The sequence below is a fragment of the Citrobacter sp. S46_ASV_140 genome (assembly GCF_018919545.1).
In the GTDB taxonomy this organism is placed as follows: Bacteria; Pseudomonadota; Gammaproteobacteria; order Enterobacterales; family Enterobacteriaceae; genus Citrobacter; species Citrobacter braakii.
In genome coordinates this window covers 17,127-36,589 of sequence record NZ_JAHLRC010000041.1, presented here as the reverse complement: position 1 = coordinate 36,589, position 19,463 = coordinate 17,127, and the positions used below count along the sequence as shown (strand labels likewise).

At 51.6% G+C, this 19,463-nt stretch carries 20 protein-coding genes; 7 read left to right on the top strand and 13 right to left on the bottom strand.

The window, feature by feature from the left end:
- The 3 genes from KQJ19_RS12540 to KQJ19_RS12530 all read right to left on the bottom strand — a co-directional run.
- Nucleotides 1-1,254, bottom strand: a 1,254-nt coding sequence (locus tag KQJ19_RS12540; RefSeq protein WP_216403711.1) for an FAD/NAD(P)-binding protein, incomplete at its 3' end; no start/stop codon positions are given.
- Between the two features lie 88 nt (nucleotides 1,255-1,342).
- A complete protein-coding gene (locus KQJ19_RS12535; protein ID WP_216403710.1) occupies nucleotides 1,343-1,816 on the bottom strand; it encodes an ester cyclase in 474 nt (157 codons plus the stop codon).
- Between the two features lie 11 nt (nucleotides 1,817-1,827).
- Nucleotides 1,828-3,255, bottom strand: coding sequence for a gamma-aminobutyraldehyde dehydrogenase (locus KQJ19_RS12530; RefSeq protein ID WP_047499621.1), 1,428 nt, complete (start codon nucleotides 3,253-3,255; stop codon nucleotides 1,828-1,830).
- 315 nt (nucleotides 3,256-3,570) lie between these two features.
- Between KQJ19_RS12530 and KQJ19_RS12525 the strand changes: the two genes are divergently transcribed.
- Entirely contained in the window at nucleotides 3,571-4,296 is a 726-nt protein-coding gene (locus KQJ19_RS12525) for a GntR family transcriptional regulator (RefSeq protein ID WP_016156385.1), read from the top strand.
- A gap of 24 nt (nucleotides 4,297-4,320) precedes the next feature.
- Nucleotides 4,321-5,019, top strand: coding sequence for a cache domain-containing protein (locus KQJ19_RS12520; protein ID WP_049281872.1), 699 nt, complete (start codon nucleotides 4,321-4,323; stop codon nucleotides 5,017-5,019).
- A gap of 21 nt (nucleotides 5,020-5,040) precedes the next feature.
- Here KQJ19_RS12520 and KQJ19_RS12515 read toward each other — a convergent pair whose 3' ends face one another.
- The gene (locus KQJ19_RS12515) at nucleotides 5,041-6,522 is read right to left on the bottom strand and encodes an APC family permease (RefSeq protein ID WP_016152931.1); all 1,482 of its coding nucleotides are present in this window, start codon (nucleotides 6,520-6,522) and stop codon (nucleotides 5,041-5,043) included.
- 331 nt (nucleotides 6,523-6,853) lie between these two features.
- Here KQJ19_RS12515 and KQJ19_RS12510 point away from each other — a divergent pair, with 331 nt between their 5' ends.
- The 5 genes from KQJ19_RS12510 to KQJ19_RS12490 all read left to right on the top strand — a co-directional run bounded on the left by KQJ19_RS12510 (nucleotide 6,854) and on the right by KQJ19_RS12490 (nucleotide 10,304).
- Nucleotides 6,854-6,994: a hypothetical protein gene (locus KQJ19_RS12510; RefSeq protein ID WP_016152930.1), complete on the top strand. Its 141-nt coding sequence runs from the start codon at nucleotides 6,854-6,856 to the stop codon at nucleotides 6,992-6,994.
- A gap of 204 nt (nucleotides 6,995-7,198) precedes the next feature.
- Complete coding sequence (locus KQJ19_RS12505) at nucleotides 7,199-8,032, top strand: ABC transporter substrate-binding protein (protein WP_049281875.1); 834 nt, start codon at nucleotides 7,199-7,201, stop codon at nucleotides 8,030-8,032.
- 1 nt (nucleotide 8,033) lies between these two features.
- Nucleotides 8,034-8,852, top strand: a complete 819-nt coding sequence (locus KQJ19_RS12500; RefSeq protein ID WP_047417775.1) for an amino acid ABC transporter ATP-binding protein — start codon at nucleotides 8,034-8,036, stop codon at nucleotides 8,850-8,852.
- Nucleotides 8,852-9,637 (top strand): amino acid ABC transporter permease, encoded by a 786-nt coding sequence (locus tag KQJ19_RS12495; RefSeq protein ID WP_216403709.1) that lies wholly within the window; start codon nucleotides 8,852-8,854, stop codon nucleotides 9,635-9,637. Before KQJ19_RS12500 ends, KQJ19_RS12495 begins: the two co-directional genes overlap by 1 nt.
- The gene (locus KQJ19_RS12490; protein ID WP_016156380.1) at nucleotides 9,627-10,304 is read left to right on the top strand and encodes an ABC transporter permease subunit; all 678 of its coding nucleotides are present in this window, start codon (nucleotides 9,627-9,629) and stop codon (nucleotides 10,302-10,304) included. The genes KQJ19_RS12495 and KQJ19_RS12490 overlap by 11 nt, the downstream gene beginning before the upstream one ends.
- Before the next feature lie 9 nt (nucleotides 10,305-10,313).
- Here KQJ19_RS12490 and ydhT read toward each other — a convergent pair whose 3' ends face one another.
- The 9 genes from ydhT to ttrS form a co-directional block, all read right to left on the bottom strand.
- Complete coding sequence (gene ydhT, locus KQJ19_RS12485; RefSeq protein ID WP_016156379.1) at nucleotides 10,314-11,126, bottom strand: protein YdhT; 813 nt, start codon at nucleotides 11,124-11,126, stop codon at nucleotides 10,314-10,316.
- Between the two features lie 3 nt (nucleotides 11,127-11,129).
- Entirely contained in the window at nucleotides 11,130-11,915 is a 786-nt protein-coding gene (gene phsC / locus KQJ19_RS12480; RefSeq protein WP_019076690.1) for a thiosulfate reductase cytochrome B subunit, read from the bottom strand.
- On the bottom strand, nucleotides 11,912-12,580 hold the full coding sequence (locus KQJ19_RS12475; RefSeq protein WP_016152923.1) for a 4Fe-4S dicluster domain-containing protein: 669 nt from the start codon (nucleotides 12,578-12,580) through the stop codon (nucleotides 11,912-11,914). The genes phsC and KQJ19_RS12475 overlap by 4 nt, the downstream gene beginning before the upstream one ends.
- A 64-nt stretch (nucleotides 12,581-12,644) precedes the next feature.
- Nucleotides 12,645-13,310, bottom strand: coding sequence for a YdhW family putative oxidoreductase system protein (locus KQJ19_RS12470; protein ID WP_200079905.1), 666 nt, complete (start codon nucleotides 13,308-13,310; stop codon nucleotides 12,645-12,647).
- A 10-nt stretch (nucleotides 13,311-13,320) separates the two neighbouring features.
- Nucleotides 13,321-15,423, bottom strand: coding sequence for an aldehyde ferredoxin oxidoreductase (locus tag KQJ19_RS12465; RefSeq protein WP_019076689.1), 2,103 nt, complete (start codon nucleotides 15,421-15,423; stop codon nucleotides 13,321-13,323).
- Nucleotides 15,424-15,542: 119 nt separating this feature from the next.
- Nucleotides 15,543-16,169: a ferredoxin-like protein gene (locus KQJ19_RS12460; protein WP_016152920.1), complete on the bottom strand. Its 627-nt coding sequence runs from the start codon at nucleotides 16,167-16,169 to the stop codon at nucleotides 15,543-15,545.
- A gap of 482 nt (nucleotides 16,170-16,651) precedes the next feature.
- The gene (fumD, locus tag KQJ19_RS12455) at nucleotides 16,652-16,861 is read right to left on the bottom strand and encodes a fumarate hydratase FumD (protein ID WP_003029345.1); all 210 of its coding nucleotides are present in this window, start codon (nucleotides 16,859-16,861) and stop codon (nucleotides 16,652-16,654) included.
- A gap of 92 nt (nucleotides 16,862-16,953) precedes the next feature.
- The gene (gene ttrR / locus KQJ19_RS12450) at nucleotides 16,954-17,538 is read right to left on the bottom strand and encodes a tetrathionate respiration response regulator TtrR (protein ID WP_103766242.1); all 585 of its coding nucleotides are present in this window, start codon (nucleotides 17,536-17,538) and stop codon (nucleotides 16,954-16,956) included.
- Entirely contained in the window at nucleotides 17,513-19,246 is a 1,734-nt protein-coding gene (ttrS, locus tag KQJ19_RS12445; RefSeq protein ID WP_253296352.1) for a tetrathionate respiration histidine kinase TtrS, read from the bottom strand. Before ttrS ends, ttrR begins: the two co-directional genes overlap by 26 nt.
- Nucleotides 19,247-19,463 lie beyond the last annotated feature (217 nt).

Here is a 19,463-nt window from a genome sequence, read left to right as displayed (position 1 = left end):
CATGATGGTGTTTTTACCGCGCACGCGATGCATTTTGCCGTCACGCAGATAGGTCACCACCACGCCATCCTTTGTGTTGGCCGCATTAATCACCGTGCTGTTCAGACGCAGGCGCGTGGTGTTTTCCGGCAGATCCAGCTTTTCGTAATGCAGTCTGGCAAGGACAGAGTCTTCCATCGTGTTACCCGGTAGCGCATCCGGCAGCATATACCTGACTAACAGTCGGGCCAGCCCGGCGTTACCGTCAGGGAAATGGTAAACATACGGCTCTTCGAGGTCGGCCAGCGACTCGCCGTCCAACGGCGGTATTCCCAGCGCCTCCATGCCGGGTAATGCGCACGCTCTGGCATCGCTACAGGAAATGCCTTCAATGCCGATGGCAAAGAAGTCATTAGAACGCTGCTGAAAATAGAGCAGCGCCATTTTGCTCAAACCAACTTTTGTGGCCAAAAACTCACTGTAGCTGTGGGTATCCAGCCATTCCATTTTCTCATCGACCGTCATGCCCGGAAGATAATCGCCAGGATGGACGTGCAGGTCGATCAACGCCTTTCGGTCGTGCTCACTTAGCGGAAAATCATTGATAAAGTCTTCAATTTTACGGCCATTGAGCCTGTTCGGCGGGATATCATCAGATACCGCGCGCCCCGGATCGCCGCTGACGATTTTTGTCTCGCCAAAATTCTTTTTGTCGAAGAACACGCCACGACTGAGCTGCCAGTCGGGGTAGAAGTTTACGTCAAAACTCTCTTTTAACCGCGTGACGCTGACGCCCACGGTTTCCATCAGTTTTTGCACCTCAGGGCTGAAATTGTGCGCGGGCGACTGGAATGCTTCGCTGCCGCCATAGCCGAGTAATTTCTTACCTGAGCTCGTAAATTCGTTACGTTTGGCGTGTCCGCCAAAATCGTCATGGTTATCGAGGATCAGGATCCGGCTATTTTGCCCGGCAAGCTGGCGCCAGAAACAACCGGCAGCCAGCCCGCTAATACCGCCGCCCACAATCACCAGATCATACTCTTCCTCAACGGGCAGAGCGTTTAAATCAAAATGTTTATGCTCGCGGCCTACTGCATGCGCCATTTCAAACGATCCAGGATGATTACCCCGCAGCCCCGTCAGCCCTGGCGGATAATAATTTCCATCTATAAATGCGTTTCCCTTTCCTGCCGCCCTGACCCATTCCAGCGGGGTAAGCCCCGCCGCAATAGTCACCGCGACGCCGTTGAGAAAATCACGTCTGGTAATTGCCATTAACTTTTTTCCTTATTGCTACACACTGCCCTAAATACGACACAAATAAGAGATGTCCCCCTTCATAGTAATAAAGGGGGATAGCCGACTATTTCCCTGGCTTTAACTCTTCATCCAGTTTTTTAGAATCATAATAATCGCCTTGCCAGGTGATTTTACCTGCTTTAACATGAATATAGCTGACACCTTCAAATTTTATCGGATTATTTGTCGGCGGACTCCCTGCCCATTCGCCACTATTATTGCCTGAAAATTCCCAACGAAACGCCACGGTATCTTCGTCGTAAACGGGTTTGCCGACCATTTTCCAGCTCAGATCTGGCACCGCCTTAATAAAGGCACCGATAACCTCTTTTTCAGCTTTTTCTCTGCCATTTATCGGTTCGCCAGCGGCGGCATCATAATAGACTGCGTCATCAGCAAGATATTGCGCGGCTCGCGAAGCATCGTGTGCATTCCAGGCTGCCATGTACTCTTTAACGGTATTCAGCGATGTGCTTTCTGCCAGGCTATAGCCCGAGAACATCACGAATGAAAGCACCGCTATGTTTAATGTTTTCATCGAAATCCTCTCTATTCAGAAATGTCACACATGATATGTTTCACCCGAGTATATTCTTCGAGCGAATAGGATGAGAGATCTTTGCCATAACCCGATTTTTTGAACCCGCCGTGCGGCATTTCGGCGCACAGAGGAATGTGATTGTTGATCCACACGGTGCCAAAATCGAGGTCAATGCTGAAGCGCTGTGCGCGACCATGGTTACTGGTCCAGACGCTGGCGGCCAGACCATATTCCACATCATTCGCTTTGTGTAGACCCTCTTCATCAGTCGAAAACGGCTGAATAGTCATTACCGGTCCAAATACTTCATGCTGAATAGCTTCGTCATGTTGATGCAATCCGGAGACGATCGTCGGCTCAAAATAGAAGCCCGGACCTGGCCCGGCACGCCCACCCGTTTCAATTTTTGCATGTGCCGGTAAACGCGCAATAAAGCCTTTCACCTGCTCCAGTTGGTTTTTACTGTTCAATGCGCCATATAGCGCAGCCTGATCCGCTGGCGGTCCAAATTTAATACTCTTCGTTTTCTGAACCAGCTTTTCCAGGAATTCAGCGTAGATGGATTGTTCGACCAGAATACGCGTAGCCGCCGTGCAATCCTGGCCGGCATTGAAGAAGCCTGCCGTGGTGATCGTCGCGATCGCCTTGTCCATATCTGCATCAGCAAACACCACCGCAGGCGCTTTCCCGCCCAATTCCAGATGTGCCTTGGTCAGGTTCGCCGCTGCCGAAGCCGCAACCTGTAGACCCGCGCGGACCGAACCGGTAATCGAAACCAGTGAGGCCTTTGGGTTTGAAACCACCAGCGAACCGGTGCTGGCTTTACCTAATACGACGTTAAACGCCCCTCTTGGGAACAACGGCGCGGCCAGTTCAGCCAACAGCAGCGTGCTGACCGGCGTGGTGTCGCTGGGTTTTAATACGACCGTATTGCCTGCTGCCAGCGCTGGCGCAATCTTCCATACCGCCATCATGAACGGGTAGTTCCATGGCGTGACTTGGCCAACGATACCCAGCGGTTCACGGCGGATAGTCGAGGTAAACCCAGCGGAATATTCCCCTGCCGCTTTCCCTTCAAGACAGCGCGCCGCACCGGCAAAAAAGCGGATGGCATCGCAGGATGCCGCGATCTCTTCCTTCTCAATAAAATGGCGAAGCTGACCGGTCTCCTGACTCTGCGCGTTCACCAGCCGCTCAACGTTTCGTTCAATCTCATCTGCCAGCTGCAATAACGCCTTTTGCCGCTGTGCCGGCGTCGATTTTCGCCAGATGCTAAACGCCGCCTCCGCCGCCGAGTAGGCCTGCTCCACCTCTTTCGCATTGGCGTTGGGTGATAATGCGTACGTTTCGCCGTCGACCGGACTCACCAGTTCGAAGGTATCTTCGCTACGACCTGCTACATATTGCCCATTGATAAAATGCTTCAGGGTTTTCATGTCTGTCTCCCGCCCGTTAATACATAAAGAACCTTATGTAATATATATATTGTAAAAGATTTTCAAATGCGCAACATTGACACTATGATAAGCCTCGCATTTTTAACTTAATTTTTACATTTTCGGGACAAGGCTTTTCATCGTGAGCCGAGGCTTTATGCTCAGCTCATCATGAAGTTATCGGGACACACATCCGCTTGTGCAGTGACGTTGCGCATAGGCATGTAAAATAACTCGGCCATTCTTACCTTCCTTGCCTGACGGGCATGTGTTAAAAATGGTCGTTGTTTCAGGGAATTGAGTGCAGAAAAGATTATGATTACTCACGCGGTCATATTTGCGCCTATCGGGCAGGTCAGTCGTTCAGACCAGATAGTGCAGCGCCTGTCAAACGCCATTATCACGGGGTTGCTGGAGCCAAAAGAACAGCTCCCCAACGAAACTGATTTGGCAAAGATGATGGGTGTCTCACATATCACTATCAGAGAAGCGCTAAACACGCTTCGGGCTAATAATCTTATCCATACGGTTCGTGGTCGTAATGGCGGGAGCTTCGTTTGCGAAAATATTGATGGCAAAAACAGCGCCCTGCATCCGTTCAAAGCGATCAGTACGGATTATCTTTCTGACCTGGGCGAAATGCATTGCGCCATTATCAGCCATAGCGCAAGGCTGGCTTCCAGACGGATGACCGGCGCGGATATCGCCAAATTTCGCGAGTTTGTTGAGGTGCTCAGCAAGGCAAACTCACCAGAGCTGATGACCCAGGCCGATATGCGCTGTCTACTGGCGATAGCTGCCAGTTCACATTCGGCGCGACTGGCCAATCAGGAGCTGCAGGTCCAGGCTGAATGGGCATCGCTGGTGGCGATACTTTATCGCGCAGACAACATTCATGCCGAAATTATTGCGCTTTACTCGGCACTGGCCGATGCGCTGGCTGCTCACAACGAGGCAGAATCCGTGCAGCTTGCCACACGGATCATCGACACGTTTACCTATTACCTTATTGAAAAAAAGCTGAAATATAACTCGAACTGACAATCAGTGAAGGCAGGACAGACAATGAGCTCTTCGACATCCTTAAGCGCATTAATTCGTAAGATTGATGATATTACCGCCTCTACCGTAGATTCTACCGTTGCGCTGGCGAGGAGCATCCATGAGGCGATTTCCGGGGTGCAAAAGGCCTCAGCAGAAGTTGTCCTCGATCCATCGGTGAGATCTACCGTTCAGCAACACATCAAGCGCACCCTCAGTAACAATCATTACTGTTCAGGGGCCGGGTTCGCCAGCCATATTGAGAGCACTGCCACCACAAAAGAGTATTGGCTGCTGGAATGGTGGTATAAGAAAGATAATGGTTTGAGTCAGGCAAACCTCGATTTAGATCAGGCCACCCAGCAACGTCTGGATTTCAGAACCTTCGAGTGGTTTAAGCACTCACCTCCGGCAGGAAAAGCCTATATCCACGGTCCCTACGTCGACTATATCTGCAATATTTCCTACACCCTGACCTCGGCAGTGCCGATCTACTACAACGATCAGTTTCTTGGCGTTGCCGCCGTCGATCTGCTGGTCAGTCAGATTGAGGCCGAACTGCTTTCCTGCGCTCATCCTGACTATGTCATTCTGACCAATCTGGAAAACAGAATTATCTTTTCCAGTTGGCCACGTTTTCGCGTGGGTGAATTACTCTCTCCCGCAAACAGTACCGTTGTTTATCAGAGCGACTACTTTATCCTTTATCACTATCAAAACTAAGGGCCCGAAGGCCCTTAGTGTTTAGTTATCCTGCCCCATATTCAGCTTGTTAGCGTAGGCAATGGCGTCATTTTCTGGTGCCGCAGAGCGACCAAACGGTCGGGTCAGGAACATATAGATAAGCCCGGAGCCAACGACAATCGCCAGGCCGAACAGTACCGTCCAACGGTCGATGAAATCGCTGCTGTCTGCCGGTTGCGCCAACAACCAGATCCCACACAATCCATAGGCTAGCGCCAGCACGTTCACAATCACGCCCCAACCGCCAATGGTCCACTCCCCGGCCGGTTTCCAGCCTTTCAGGCGCTGGCGCAGTGCGGCAAGCACAACCATCTGGAACGAGATATAAATACCGATGACGGCAAACGCGGTAATACGCGACAGATTGTCTGGCTGGAAATAGACCCAAACGCAGATGATGACTGGCAGCAGACAGCTAACAACCATCGCATTATCCGGAACGCCATTTTTAGAGATCTTTGACATCCACTCACTTCCCGGCAGCATTCTGTCGCGGGAGAAAGAAAAGATAAGGCGGCTTAACGCAGCCTGCAGAGACAAAATGCACGACAGCATCGCCACAATCGCGACGATGATAAAGATAGTTGCGCCAGTTTCACCAAGTGCTTCATTAAGGATGGCCGGAATGGGATCAGACGTTTTGCCATTCACGATACTGACCAGATTTGGTGAAGCCAGGAGGTATCCCATGACGGAAATAATCGCCGAAATCGCACCAAATACGATGCTCAAAATCATCGCAACCGGGATCTTTTTACTTGGATTCTGTACCTCTTCCGCAACGTTACCGCAGGCCTCAAAGCCAAAGAACATAAACAGCCCCATCAGCGCGGCAGACATAAATGCGGTGGAATAGCTGCCGTCATGCGCCAGCACGCCCATCGAATCAAAAATTACGGAGAATGGCTGCGAACGGTGGAATATCAGCAGATAAATTCCCAGCGCAATCACGCTAACGATTTCACACCAGAAGCCAATTTTTGCGACCCGAGCCAGATTTTTAGTCCCGGACATATTAACAGCCATCATCAAAAGCAGCAGCAGGACGGAAGTCGCCAACATAGTGGCTGGCGTCTGACCATAGTGGAAGAGCGACTCAACAAATGTTGAAGTATATTCCGCGATTGACGTAATGGTGACCACCAGTGCCCACAGGTAAATCCAGGCAGCGATCCACGCATATTTCTTGCCCCATAACCTTCTGGCCCAGGGATAAAGCCCGCCGGTTATCGGATACTGGGAAGCCACCTCACCAAACACCAACGCCACCAAAAGTTGTCCACATGCGACGATTAAAATCCACCAGACTGCGGGCGGCCCCGCCAGCGTTACGGCCAGTGCAAACAGCGAATAGACGGCGGTAAGCGGCGAAAGGTAGGTAAAACCCAACGCAAAGTTTGAAATAAGACCGATCGAGCGATTGAACTGTTCTTTGCCATCTTTTTGAAAATTATCGTTTTTCTTATCAGGTGTCTGTTCCATATAGCTTTCTCTTTTGTGGAATAGTCGCAGGGTTGAACAATTAATGTATAAAAGATATTAAGTTATATGTATAGTGATTTTGTCGCTAATTTGTTAAAAATGATCGCGCATCACGTTAATGAAAAAGTGGAAGTAGAACAGTCGAGGGCACAAGTATTTTTCGGTATTTCCGCTTCACGGTTCTTTAGCAATGGCGAACTGTTGGCCAATTGGCGGATAAACAGGCACCCCGAATTGAGTTCGACGCTAAGTAGCAAGAATCGCTGCTGTTAAGCAACATTTTTGCAATATAATAATGTGATGTTAAACGCTGAACCTGAGCAGGTGAATGATGGAAATTGATCTCGATAATCTGGTCTTTGATGGACTGGAAGAAGCGCAAGAGCGTAATGCTGAACGTCTGGAAGATGCTGACAAGAAAGCGCAGGACATTATTGCTGATAATGACTGCGGCGACGCCTGTAAAATCTGATTTCCAAACCGGCGCAATGCCGGTTTTTTTACCGCCAGACTATGCCCCTCCTCTTATCTACATTTCCCATTGCGTTTACCCATTGTTAACACCGCTTTCACTAATAACATTTTGTAAATAGATAAGAATTTTTTCTTATTTTGTCCTGAACGTAAGTTATGGGAGCGTAAAAAGCACAAACCAAAAACGACAGGGATTTACATCATGATGGCAACGAAAACTTATCGCGCTAAAAAAACACTGCTGGCACTCGGCGTGCTGCTGGCCACCGGCATTGCCGCCTCGCAGGCTCAGGCTGACCAACTGGCCGATATCAAAGCCGCAGGCATAGTAAAAGTTGCGACATTCGACGCGAATCCACCGTTTGGTTCCGTCGATGCCAAAACGCATAAGATTGTCGGCTATGACGTTGATTTTGCTGAAGCGCTGGCAAAATCCCTCGGCGTAAAACTGGAACTGGTAGCGACTAATCCGGCAAACCGCATTCCGTTATTACAATCCGGTAAAGCCGATTTAATCGTGGCGGATATCACGATTACGCCTGAGCGGGCGCAGGTCATTGACTTCTCCGTCCCCTATTTTGTTACCGGGCAGCAGTTCCTGGTACCGGCCAAATCCCCGGACCAGCTCGATGCATACAGCAAAGCGCGAATCGGTGCGGTGAAAGGCACTACCGGTGAGCAGGCGCTCCATCAGCGCTTCCCGCAGTCACGTGTGCTGGCCTACGACGATATTCCACTGGCGTTAACCGCGCTACGCAATGGCAATGTTCAGGCCATCACCCAGGACAGTACGATTCTGGCCGGTCTATTAAGCGGTGCGCCGGATAAAGCAGATTTCAAAATTCTGCCTGACCTGTTGAGCAAAGAAGAGATTGGCGTGGGAGTGAAAAAAGGTGAGCCAGCGCTGTTAAAAGCCGTCAATGATGAGCTTTTGAGGCTGGAATCTACCGGGCAGGCGGCAAAAATTTATGATGTCTGGTTTGGCCCTGAAACCAAAAATCCGCAACCCCGCGCCTTTAAAATAGAAGCGAAGTAATATGCTCTCAGCCCTGTTTCATCGTTGTGCAGTTTCCGCGGCGGATTTTACCCATTTGCGCCAGGCAAGCGTCGAACTGCGCAATGTCATCAAACAGTTTGACACTCATACCGTACTTAACGGCGTCAGCCTGTCAGTTGAACCCGGTGAAGTGGTGACTATTCTGGGCCCTTCTGGCTCGGGAAAATCCACGCTTATACGCCTTATCAACCAGCTTGAGTCGCTCAGCGGTGGCGAGATTTTCATTGATGACAAACCAATTAGTCAGTTGCGCGGGGCAGCATTACGCCAGTTACGCAGCCGTATCGGTTTCGTTTTTCAGCAATTCAATCTCTATTCGCATCTGACAGCGCATCAGAACATCTCGCTGGCGCTGGAATATGTTCACGGCTGGAACAAGGCGGCAGCGGCGCGTCGGGCACTCGAATTGCTGGATCAGGTGGGACTGGCAGAAAAAGCGAGCGCTTATGCCGCACAGTTGTCCGGTGGGCAGCAACAGCGCGTGGCCATCGCCCGCGCGCTGGCCTCATCGCCGCAAATCCTTCTGTTTGATGAGCCCACCTCCGCGCTGGATCCAGAAATGATCGGCGAGGTATTACAGGTGATGAAAAACCTGGCCCACAGCGGTATCACCATGATCGTCGTGACCCATGAAATGCATTTTGCCCGTGAGATTGCCGATCGCGTGGTATTCATCGATGGCGGTGAAATTCTTGAAGTGGCCGCGCCGGAGGATTTTTTCACCCGACCACAGCACCCGAGAACCCAGCGTTTCCTGAAAAAAGTGCTCGACCCGTTACACCAGGAGTCATCGCTATAATGCTTGCAATGGACTGGCAGGGAGTGCTGAGCGGGCAACCTCTGCAATGGATAATTTCCGGTTTTCTCACCACGCTCTGGGTGATACTGGCAGGTGTCGTACTCGCCACGCTCATTGCCATCTTCCTACTCGGCCTGCGTCTGACGGGCCATCGCTTCAACAAAGCGGTGGTCAGTGTATGGGTTTCGGTGTTTCGCAACACGCCTTTACTGGTGCAACTGATGTTCTGGTATTTTGCCGCATGGAACTGGCTGCCCCGCAACGTCATTACCTTCATCAATGCAGAGCATCCCTGGTCTATTCTGCCAGGCGATGTCTGGTGGTTAACACCAGAGTTTATCTGTTCAGCATGGGGGCTGGGCGTATTTACCTCGGCATTTTTGGTCGAGGAGATCGCCTCTGGTTTACAGGCGGTTTCTGCCGGACAACGTGAGGCTGCCGTGGCGCAGGGTTTTTCATCCTGGGCGACGTTTCGTCACATTCTGCTTCCTCAGGGACTGGCGAACGCCTGGCAACCCATTGTTGGGCAATACCTTAACCTGATGAAACTTTCCTCGCTTGCCAGCGGTATTGGATTTGCTGAGCTCACCTACCAGGTGCGGCAAATTGAGAGCTACAACGCGCACGCGCTGGAAGCCTTTGCTGTTGGCACTGCGCTCTATCTGTTCACCGGCATCGTTCTGGGTATGCTGCTTACGCGTCTTGGCCCACGACCTGCATCGGGTAAATCGTCAAAGGTTAAAACGCGTATCTTCAGCGTCAGGAGCATACTGCATGATCGCTAACATTTCGGTCATTACCGACAATCTTGATTATCTCCTGTGGGGACGGGTGGCCCAGGGACAACCCGGCGGCGTTCTGCTCACGTTGTTAATGGCTCTCGGCGCGGCGCTGCTGGCCTTGCCTGGTGGGATAGTTCTTGCCTGCTGCGCCTGGCGTTTTCCAGGCACGGTTCGCAACGGGTTGTTTATCTGGGCGGAGTTTATTCGCGGCATTCCGCTAATCTTTGTGATTTTCTGGATGTGGTATTTGCTACCCATGCTGACCGGAAGCGATCTCCCCGGAGCCGTTACCGTGACGCTGGCGCTGGCATGGTTCACCGCCGCCTCGGTCATGCACTCAGTGTATGCAGGAATTAGCGCGCTGCCTGGCGGGCAATATGATGCTGCCGTGGTTCAGGGTTTTCGCCCGTATCAGGCCCTGTGGCTTATCTTATTGCCGCAGGTGCTGCGTAACGTACTGCCATCGCTAACGGGTATTTTTATTGGATTACTGAAGGACACGTCGCTGGCGTTTATCGTTAACGTGCCGGAACTCACAACGGTTGCGGGTCAGGTTAACAGCCGGGTACAAATCTATCCGGCAGCCATTTTTATTTTTACGGGACTGGTCTATTACCTACTGTGCCTGAGTCTGGAGAAAATCACCCAACGCCGCTTCGCGTTAAAATGAGATCACGGCTCAACATTCCACAAACTGGTGGTCTTCGTTGAGCCGATATTTCACGCCCGCCCGAATGTTATTTTCCCCCTCAACGGCAAGCGCAAAACGCATTCTCTCGCCATCGTGATAGGCCAGCGCCGCGCAGCCGCCGGGACCGAGTATTATCGAATCGACAACACCGGTACTGGCAACAACGGCGTTCTCTCCGCTGGCAATAATGTGGATGTTGTCGGCGCAGTTGGCGATTTTAGACTCTGCGCCAAAACAGGCCAACTGAGTTAAATCACCACCGCAGGCAATCCGGTTTCTGTCGCCGAGCGAACTGATGCGTACGCGCATGCCGGTACTGGCGATACGCGTCCCGTCACCCACGCTACTGATACGTGCCGAATTTCCCGCAACCGCAATTCGCCCGCGATCGCCTGAACTGCCGATATGCGCGTTATAGCCTACGCTACCAATACGTGCGCTGTAACCTGCGCTGGCGATCTGTGCGGCATACCCGGCGCTGGTGATTTTAACGTTATCGCCTGCACAACTGAATCGGGCATTATCTTCCGCACTCGCCAGCGGAGGGCTGATTTCCCCCGCCGTTTGCACACGGGAAATATTCCCCATCGCGCGAATATCCTGCTGGGCAAAACTCGCCTCTTCCCGCCATTTTGACCAGCCGTATTCCACCAGGCTATTTGCCCAGTCTGTATACCCTTCCCGCTGGAGCGCACGATGGACATCAGCGTAGCTTCCGCCAGTTGGAAACGCGCGTAGAAACCAGCGATACATTACGGGCCCAACGCGCCAGGCCCGTAAGTCACTTCGCGTAATCATCATCGCTTAATGCCGGTGATAGCCATCCACCATACACTTGAAGGTTTCGCCCGGCGTACGACCTGTCGTGCAGAGATAAAGATGCCCAAAAATGAAAAACAGACTGATTATTGCCAGCGCGAAGTGCGCCTGGAGCAACCAGTAACGCACGCCGGGGAACAGGTCACCGACAACCGTCGGATAGAGCGATAACAACCCTGAGATCAACAGCAGTGGCAGTAAGCCATACATCACGCCAACATAGGCCGCCTGCTGTAGCGGGTTGAATTTACAACGCTTTGATGCCGGGAATGGGTGTGACTCGCCCTGCATAATGCCAAACAGGTAAAAACGCGTTTGTCTTTGCGCTCGTCCGATCCAGCCCTGACGTTGAATAATATAGTGATGCCCGTTGCCGCCAATCAGATTGATCAGGACAAAGCCAATCCAGCAGGCGAGCAGCAAAAAGCCGCAGACCTCATGCACGGTAAGCAGGCTTTTCATCACCGACGCACTGACGACGGAGAAGTGATTGACCAGGCCACTGACCAGAAGTAGCAGAAATAGCAGCGCATTCGACCAGTGCCACAAACGAACGGCCTTCGAGTATAAATAGACTTTCTCACCGTGCCCTGCCGACGCTTTATGCGCGGCCCGAAAGCGCAGCATGGCGTGTAGCGCCAGCACCAGCCACATCCCCACCAGCATTAACCCGGCGATGACCAACCACACAGGCCAGTAGTCCGGTGAAAACAGGGGAACATACTGTGCAAGCTGGGCGTGAAACTGTTCGGCATTCTGCGACGCGTTCATACATTTTCCTTTTTAATCAAATGTTGACCGAACCGACGATACAGATGGGGTTTCCCGGCGCCTGCAAGTTGATGCTCGTAATACTTATTTTCTCTCAACCAGGTCTGAATTTCCGGGCTATCTTCGCGACCAAAAATCAGCGCATGTTCCGGGCAGGCGTTAACACAGATCGGCGGGAAACCTTTCGCCAGACGAGATTCAGCGCAGAAGTCGCATTTATCCGCCACTTTGGTCTGCGGGTTGAGATAGCGCACCTGATAAGGACACGCGCCAATACAGTAACTGCAGCCGATACAGGAAGACGTGTCTACCCGCACAATGCCGTTGTCATCTCGCCATGAGGCGCCGGTCGGACACACCTCAATACAGGGGGCATCATCACAGTGCTGGCAGGACTGACGGAAGTAGTGATACAGCGTTTCGTTGTCGTTGTCCGAAACCGGAATATGAGCTATCGATAAACGGCTACCCTGCGCAGGAACGTGGTTGGTTTTCCTGCATGCGCGGGCGCAGATATTACATCCGTTACACAGTGATTCATCGTGAATCATGACGTAATGTACGTCTTTAGAACTCCTGGTACTCGCTAACAGATTTTGACCTGGGCCAGTGAAAAAAATCACCGTCCCCATGCCAATGACAAATTTTCGTCGGGTGAAGGACATCGGGTTATCCTCTAATACTGTGACAGTGGTCGTCCACACGTTCCATGACATCAACCTGAATAATTCAGGGGTTCTGATACTGCTCAACCTCAAGCCATTCGCACAGGCCGTACGCTTTGCCATAACTCATAAAACGTTCGCTGAACAAATAAGGCTCCGCATTTGACGATTCCACAGTCCGTATATCTGCATAATCAGGATGCGTTTCCATGGCCGTGAGCGCAGCGGCAATCTGTTGAGACTCAAAGCGATACGGCGGTTGCGTCAACATGGCGACCTTATAAGGGCGAGGATACGTTCGACAGTCGAAGCGTACCGCCTCGGCAATCGCACGGCAGATGTCGTTTTCCACCACCTGCACACACATGTCGGCGTAATTTGCCGTCATGGTTTGCGTCGAATAGAAATATGCTTCTTCCGTACCCTGCACACAGGTGATATCCGCACCATTCGCGTCCTGGCCCAGCACATCCAGCAGCGCGGAAAGATCGGTTTCAGGAACCGAATAAGGCGGCAGCAAAAAGACACTGCGCGCCACCAGTTGCCCCGATGCTGAATGCTGGCGGATAAAATCTGCCACAATCGACTCCGGGCTGGCTGGTTCCTGAACCTGGGGCGCATTCATCTGTTCTACAGGCGGGTGAAACGCCTGCAGCCACTGTCTCTTTCGGCTATCCACTTCGTCAGGAAACGCCTCAACGGGGGTCAGCACGTCGCTCACGTTAGTCATCTCGCATTCCTTACGCCGGCAACAGATCTTGTGCAGCCAAATCAGCGGCTACATCTTCAAGTCCGAGTCGGTTCAGGGTTTCACGCGTTGGGCAACCCAGCTCTGGATCCCAGCCCATTTCCTGATAGAACATCGTCAGCGACTGACGCATATCCTCCCGGTCCATCTTGTCGGTCCCTTCAGTGAAGACCGGGATCTTCGGATCTTTATCAAACACCCAGGAGCAGATGAGATCATGCTCATTGCGCATATCTTTGGTTTGCATCAATTTGACCGTATAGGCACGGTGCAGGGTAAAGATGCGTTCAGCGGCCAGGTCCAGACTCTCCTGCGTGGTTTCATCGCCGGTGACCGCCTGGAAGAATTTTGCTTCCAGATCCAAATCGCCGCGATAGTTACGGCTCTTGAGTGGTGAAACCGTCATCGGCCACACCCAGTTGCACAGTGTAACCGCGTTATGCAGACAGACTTTCAGCAGCGTCCATTTGGCATATTTGATCTTGGCGGCATTGATCGGGGTGTAGTTTTTGGTTTCGTCGTATGCATCCTGCGAACCAAATAGCTCGCCCGCCACTTCGCGCTGTAATTTCAGCGGTAAACCGGAACCGATGAAGTTGATATGGGTATGCGCCATACAGTCACGGTTAAACATACAGTTGGTGATAGCCCCCACCTGTGCAGAGGCCTCGTTTGCATGGTGGACAGGAAAACCAAACGGCGACCACAGTTTATTTTTGGCATAACCCCAGTACTCTTCGCCCAAATTCCAGCGTTCAGCAATGGCATACGATCCGTCCGCAAGATGGCTGAGTTCCCCCACGCGATGCGCCAATCGGTAGTAAAAATCCTTAATAAAATGAGGATCGCCCGCTTCCAGCTGATCCCAGCGGATCTCCGCATACTCTTCAGCTGGCAGTACGCGCTTAAAAACGCCTTTCGAATAGCAGTAAGTAAAATCACGGTGCAACTGCCCGTAGTTACACCAGATGCCATAATCATCAAACAGGTTCAGACCAATCAGATTTCCCACCACGCGCCCATCGTCTTTATCGTCGAAATCTTTCGGGCCATTGGGGAAAATGGTGGTGTGGACAAAGTTCGCCACGCAGGTGTTACCGCCGGTACTTGGCACGCCAAAATCTTTCACCCGCGGGACATTGAGCTGCGACATACAGCGAATGGGGCATGAATGGCAGCCGCTCATTTTGACCGTGTATTTCTCAGCGGCTGGCCCCAGATCGAACACGGATTTATAGGTACGGAAACCCACGGTATTCTGGTTACCCGGCGGGATTTCCCCGGTTTCGATTGGTCCCCCTTCTGCCGCGCCCCAGAACAGTCCCTTACGGGCCGTCCAGCGCGAGTTTGGCGAAGAGTATTCTGCCCAGGCCTGCGGGGTGCTTGGCACAACGTGGTTGTTGTTGGCACCGATGAGCTCGGTCATCATGTAATCATTGAGCCGCTTCATCTCTTTACGATCGGCAATATTGACCCCTTTGGTCCCTTCTACCGCAATAGCCTTCAGGTTTTTCGACCCCATTACCGCGCCAGTACCGGCGCCTCCGCTGTGGTTGCGACTGTTGATCATGCAGGAGAGCGGCACCAGATTTTCACCCGCCTGACCAATAGCGGCGACGCAGGTTTCCGGGCTGGTAATGCGGCAAATCTCTTCGGTTGTGGCGCGCGTTCCCTTACCCCACAGGAAATCGGCTTTTTCGATGCTGACCTTTTCGTCTTTAATGTTGATCCAGACAGGCGTCGCGGACTTGCCTTCGATAATAATGGCGTCGTAACCGGCGAATTTCATTTGCGCAGCAAAGAAGCCGCCCATATGAGCATCCACCACTAAATTGCCTTTGGTAAAAGTCGATAAGGAGGTGATATTGACGCGGGAGCTACAAGGGGCACCAGAGCCCGTTAATGGCCCGGTGGCGAAAACCAGTTTATTCCCTTCATCAAAAGGCATGGTGCCTGGCGGGACTTCGTCGTACATAATTTTATAACCAAAGCCCATCCCGCCGACAAATTTTTTAAATTTACTGGAATCTTCAAGGGTGATATTCCCCGTGGTGAGATTGACCCGTAAAATATTACCTGTCCAACCATTAGCCATCATGTTTTCCTTTGCAAGAAGGTTTAATAGATATACCCGCCATCCTTCAGGCAGTTTTTTTTGCAAAACTGCGATATTTTTGGCAATTAATGACGCGTATCAGGTATGCCTGCTATCTATCAAACAGTAATATCTTTCCACTCGATAATTTTTAATGCCCCAGTCGGACAAGCATTGGCGCACTCCCCACATAACACACATTTTGAGGATTTTTTTGTTTCGGTATTCACGGTCGCCATCATCCACGGGCAGGCGGTGGTACAAGCGCTACAGCCAATACAACGTTTATGATCCACCGCAATACAGCCGTCTTCCTGTTTCCAGGTAATAGCGCCAATGGGGCAGACCTTCATGCATTGCGGATCTTTGCACTGACGGCAGGTATCAGCGGTATAGTTTAAATCGCCATAAAGTCCGCCACCGGACCCGACGCCATCATCGCCAAAGAAGAAGTTGCGATGGATTTTTATACGGGAAAAGAAAGTCCCCACGGCACCATCGTTATAGTTGGTACAGGAAATTTCACAGCGGTGGCAGCCAGTACAGCGCGCTCGCTGGGTCACCAGCACCCCTTTCGGCGTATTGATAAGCCCCACGGTACCGCTGTCGATATCTTCCTGCTTACAGCCAAAAAGTGATAACAGTGCAGGGGCGATGGTTAATCCCGCCAAACCTTTTCCTGATATCCGCAGAAATTCAAGCCGCGTTAAACCACAATCTAAAAATGGACGATCAACCTGATTCATTTATTTCGCATCCTCTTCGCAAACGCTGTGTTAGCAACACCTCCGGGCTAAATTAAACCCGTGCAACTCAAGCCATTTCGGGCGGTTAATGTTGCCAACAACACGTAAATTTTTGCCCTAACCTGATCGCGTAAAATGACGGTGGTTAAACTGAATGAATCTAATCCTTTAGGGTTAGGCGTAAAGATAATGTGGTTATTCAGCGCTCATAGTTTTGATCGTCATCAATTAAAAAACGGAAGGGAAATAATAAATGCGGAGTGAGATTTATTATCATTAAGATAAGTTGAAATAATATTTCACATGCTTTGCAAATATTTGTGACTCTACTCGCATGTATATTTTAATATATCATTCGGAATATAACTCAATATACAGCGAAGGTTACTCTTCTAATTGCAGCACTAAATTATTTATATTGATAGATTAACGTGACGAGAATAAAAGGACGGCGAACGAGACCACCATCCTCTTTTTGTGGATTAACCGGCTAATGCTTTAATGACGGTCTCAATAGCCTGTTTTTCTAACTCGCTGCGCTTCACGCGCTGGTTGGCGAGGGTGGTTCTCAGTACTCCCGCAATGACGATATGCTTAGGCTCTTGTCCCAGATCGCGCATTTCCAGCACTACTTTACCGACTACTCTGCACATTTCACGGTACAACTCATCGTCTTTGGTCTGATTTCCCATTTTTTCCCGCTCGTCATTAACTCAAACCAACAGCATATATCAGTCTGACGGATTAGACAAAATTCAATGAAAATCAAATAAATGTCATAAATTTACTGAATCCTCTGCAGTCGATTAACCAGTTCAGCAAGACTCCCCGCCTGCATTTTTTCCATCACCCGGGCCCGATGAACCTCAACCGTGCGCACGGCAATATTCATGGCATCAGCAATTTCCCGATTCATTAACCCTTTTGCTACCAGTTGCGCCAGCTCTCGCTCCTTTGGCGTAAGCTGCTGATAACAAACCACGATCTCTTGTCGCGAAAAGGCGGCGTGAGAAATCTGCACTGCATGCTCTAACGCCGCTTGCAGAGGCGCGGCGGAAACCGGCTTTTGCAAAAAATCGACCGCACCGCGTTTCATTTGCTCAACCGCCATCGGAACATCGCCATGCCCGGTGAGAAATACCACCGCCAGCGTACTCTCACGCTGGCGCATGGCTTCATGCACAGCATGCCCATCCAGTACAGGCATACGCATATCCAGCAAAAGTACGCCCACCTGGTGCAGATTTGCCTCAGCGAGGAATGTTTCGCCTTGCTCCCAGCAACACACCTCATATCCCAGACTTTCCAGTAAAAACGCGCAAGCCTGGGTGACGGCAATATCGTCATCCAGCAGATGAATGATTGCCACGACGGCCTCCCTCCGGGTTTTGCTTAAAATGTAATGTCACTACAACGCCCGCTTTTTCATCTGGAGCCTGATGATTTTTGATCTCAATGTCTCCGTTTGCGTAGCGCACCAGACGCTGACAAATGGCTAACCCCAGCCCCATCCCCTCTTTACGGGTGGTCATAAACGGCTGAAAAGCCTGGTACAGCTGCACCTCATCAATACCTCCGGCGTTATCCTGCACCTGAATACTCACATCACCATCCTCACGCTGAGCGCTAAACCACACGGTGGTTGCCCCCGCCTGGGCGGCGTTGAGAACCACATTGGCCAGTACCTGTTCGAGGAGAACACTCGGCAACGTTAATGTTAACGCCTTACCGATCTGCGTTTGCAGCGCTACCGCCGGGAATTGCTGTGGCATGCGTAATAATTGCCAGACGTGATGGATAGCATCGTGAACGTTGACGACCTGCCAGTCATCGGTCATCACCGGATTGCCCTGTGCCTGGCTGACCCACTGGCGTAGATTGTGCAGCGTATCAGCCCCCCGCTGCGCCTGGGTATCAATGTGCTCCAGCGCGGGCAGCAGTGGATGCTGTTGATCCTGATTACGCAGGCGGATCAGACAGCCCTGCGCATAATGACGGATAGCCGATAGCGGCTGATTGAGCTCGTGGGCAAAACCCGACGTCATCTCGCCAAGCACGCTCATTTGGCGAGCGGTTTCCAGCTCCTGTTCCTGTTTGCGCAACAATACGTTGTTTTGCTCCAACTGCCTGCCGCGTCGGCGGACCAGCAACATCACCCAGATGTAATTGAGCGTCAACAACAACAAGACAAGAGCCGCGGCCCCCATCGCCAGCCGATGTTGAATAAACCAGCTTTTGACATCCAGCCACAGCTGGCGCTGCTGCGGATGCTGGCGGACATCGCGCAGCAACGCTTCCACCTCGCGGGTCGAGGCGGGCGCCCCCCAGCGAAACGTCTCGTTCTGCGGCGCATTGAACAGGGCCCGCGTGACGCGATCGGCCAGCTCGTCGCTTACCGCAGGCAGTGCCGCAAATGACCAGTCAGGATAGAGCGGCGTACTGGTTAAACAGGGAATCGACGTTGGATGGTTAAGCACGGCCGTAAAATCTGTTTTACGAATAAGCCCTTCTTCGTCCATTTTTTCCAACAGGCACACCGGCACAATCACTGCCTGCACGGCTTTTTCGCGTAATAAATAGAGTAAGGCATCGGCGGGAAATCCGGTAAACGTCAGGCGCAAATCGCGCTCCGGGCGCAGGCCGGCATCGCTGAGCGCTTTATATCCCAGCAAATAGCCGCCAAATGCCTGAGCATCAATGGCACCCACCGTTTTGCCGATCAGATCGTGTGCGGAGGTTATCCCGCTATCGCGCCTGACGAGGATCGCGCTGCCAATCACATTACTGGTGGCTTTCCCCCCGCGAGTAGAACGGAGTGACGCCAGCCAGCGTAGCGCAGCGCGGCTGTTTAGTTGAACAAATTGCGCCGGATTAGTGACCACAAATTGTACCGTTCCACGATTCACCGCCTCCTGCATCTGCCGCAGGTCCAGTGGTTGAATGTGAAACTGTTCGCCGGGAATTTGTTGATTCAACAGGGTTTCCAGCGGCTGCCAGTGATTACGCGTGGAGACATCCCCACGCATCGCCAAAACGCCAATGTTCCATGTCTGAGCCCTGACCACACCGCTTAGCATCCATAGCGACACCAGCACCGTCAGACATTTTGCTACGTTGCGTCCCACTCAATTATCCCTGTCAATTATGTTGTTTTAGATCAACAACAAGCCGGGTATGTGGTTAACCACAATAGAGTACCCCCCGTCACGATTTTTACACTGTAAATCATCAAGATTCTTTATTCATAACACGCAAACCAACGGCGTGACCAATGTTTCGTTGTTGCATCGTGAC